This window comes from Streptomyces sp. KLMMK (assembly GCF_036961605.1).
GTDB lineage: Bacteria > Actinomycetota > Actinomycetes > Streptomycetales > Streptomycetaceae > Streptomyces > Streptomyces telluris.
Genome location: NZ_JBAMDC010000697.1, coordinates 1 through 1752, shown reverse-complemented (window position 1 = coordinate 1752; position 1752 = coordinate 1). Strand labels below are relative to the sequence as shown.

Annotated in this window: 2 protein-coding genes; one reads left to right on the top strand and one right to left on the bottom strand. The window is 73.5% G+C overall.

Annotated features, from left to right (window positions below; translation table 11 throughout):
• Positions 1-1103: MFS transporter (locus V7793_RS37245; RefSeq protein ID WP_336014126.1), on the bottom strand; the 1103-nt coding region annotated here is incomplete at its 3' end.
• 69 nt (positions 1104-1172) lie between these two features.
• Here V7793_RS37245 and V7793_RS37240 point away from each other — a divergent pair.
• Positions 1173-1752, top strand: a 580-nt coding sequence (locus V7793_RS37240; protein WP_336014125.1) for a CGNR zinc finger domain-containing protein, incomplete at its 3' end; no start/stop codon positions are given.

Sequence of the window (1752 nt, the reverse complement as noted above, 5' to 3'; positions counted from 1 at the left end):
AGGTGGCCGGCATCGGCGAAGAGCCCGCCCACCACGGCCGCGGCGGTCTGCCCGATGTAGACGGCGCTGTTGTTCAGCGCCAGGAGCATGTCCCCGTTCTTCCCGCCGATGGCCAGCAGGCGGTGCTGGATGAGCGGGAAGCTCGCCCAGTGCACCAGGCCCCAGACGGTGAGGCCCACCGCGGCGCCGACGACGGAGTGCAGGGCCAGGGTGAGGGCTGCGAGGACGGCGGCGAGCAGGGCGACGGTGGCGGCGAGGCCGCGGGTGGAGTCGACGCGGTCGGCGAGCCGGCCGCCCCCCATGACGCCGGCGAAGCTGCCGATGCCGAACAGCAGGAGCAGCCAGGTGCGGTCCGCGTCGGCGGCGCCGCTGACCTTCTCCAGCACGGTGCCGAGGTAGGTGTAGACGACGAAGGTGCCGACGACCCACAGCGTGGTGGTGAGCATGGCGGTGGGGGCGCGCTTGATGCGCACGGCGCCCAGGCGGTCGCGGACGCCCAGGCCCGCGTTGCCCTCCACCGACGGGATGCCGGCCGCGGCGCCGAGCGCCGTGACGAGGGCGAGCAGGGCGACGAAGCCGAACGCCCAGCGCCACGAGGAGAGCTCGCCGATGGCATTGCCGATCGGGACGCCCAGGGCGATGGCGCTGGTCATGCCCGCGTAGACGATCGCGAGGGCCCGCCCGCGCCGCTCGGGCGCGGTGATGCGGGCGGCGACGGCGGAGGCGGTGGAGGCGTAGAGCGCGGCGGAGGCGCCGGCGACGACGCGGCTGAGGAGCAGCACGGCGTAGTTCGGGGCGAACGCCGAGAGGGCGTTGCCCACGGCGAAGACGATGAGCACGGCCAGCAGCAGCGTGCGCCGGTCGAGCCGGGAGGTGACGCTGGCCAGGACCGGGGCGGCGACGGCGTAGGTGATGGCGAAAACGGTGACCGTCTGACCGGCCGCGGCCGTCGACAGGTCCAGCTCGTCGCCGAGCGCGGGCAGCAGCCCGGACACGATGAACAGGTCCGTGCCGATCGCGAACATGCCGAGGGCCAGGAGCCAGACCTTCGCCGCGCCCGGCCACCCGCCCTTCGGCGCCTGCGCCGCTGCCTGCTGGGTCATCGCACGACCTCTTCCCCGGTTGCTAACCGGTAGTACGGTTACTCGGTCCGCGTAACCTATCATGGGGTTATGGCTGTGGAACAGGTGCAAGATCGCCAAGTGCCGGAGCGCTGGGTCTGGTACGGCGGGCGGCTGAGCGTCGACTTCGTCAACACCCTCCGTGACCGCTTCAAAGGCGGCCGCGAACTGCTGGTGGGCCCCGGTGACCTCGCCGAGTGGTTCGCCGAAGCGGGCGTGACCCCGCAGGACGTCGCCGTGGACGACGCGCTGCTGCGGGAGGCGAGGGAACTGCGCGAGGCCATCGACGCCGGGTACCGGGCGAGCGTCGCGGACGAGCCGTTCCCCGAGGCCGCGGCCGGCACGATCAACGTGTGGCTGGCGCGCCTCGGCGAGCACCCCTCGCGCCTCGACGTGCAGGACGGCACCGCCGTCTTCCGCACGGACACCGCGCCGGCCGACGCCCGCCGCGCGCTGTGCCGGATCGCCGTCGACGCCGCGACCCTGCTCGGCAGCGGCGACACGCGCGCGCGGCTGCGCATCTGCGACGGGCACAACTGCAGCGGCCGCTTCGTCGACAAGTCGGTGGGCAGGCGGCGCCGCTGGTGCTCGATGGCCATCTGCGGAAACCGGGCGAAGGCGGCACAGCACC